Origin of the sequence: Streptomyces sp. URMC 124 (assembly GCF_051386455.1) — a bacterium.
Classification (GTDB): Bacteria; Actinomycetota; Actinomycetes; order Streptomycetales; family Streptomycetaceae; genus Streptomyces.
In genome coordinates, this window is the sequence record NZ_JBPQTS010000546.1 from 1 (window position 1) to 254 (window position 254).

The following is a 254-nucleotide window of genomic DNA, read 5'->3' on the forward strand; positions in this document are numbered from 1 at the left end:
GTGTTTTCGCGAGACGATTACAAATGTGGTTCGACATAGCCGGGCAACAAAGTGCAACATTCTTCTCGACATTCAGGAAGGGGAAGTCCGTGTATCCGTAAGTGATGACGGGATTGGGGCTGATATGGATCAATTCTATACTAGCAGCAATGGCCTCGCCGGTTTACGGCAGCGGTTGGTTATGATCGACGGACGTATGTCGCTGTCTTCGTCCCCGGGCAAGGGGACGGAGGTCACCTTACATATACCTAGGG

The 254-nt window shown here is 52.0% G+C and carries 1 protein-coding gene; it reads left to right on the forward strand.

Annotated elements, in window-relative coordinates; translation table 11 throughout:
• Positions 1-16: 16 nt before the first annotated feature.
• Positions 17-254: sensor histidine kinase (locus ACSNOG_RS33645; RefSeq protein ID WP_436756462.1), on the forward strand; the 238-nt coding region annotated here is incomplete at its 3' end.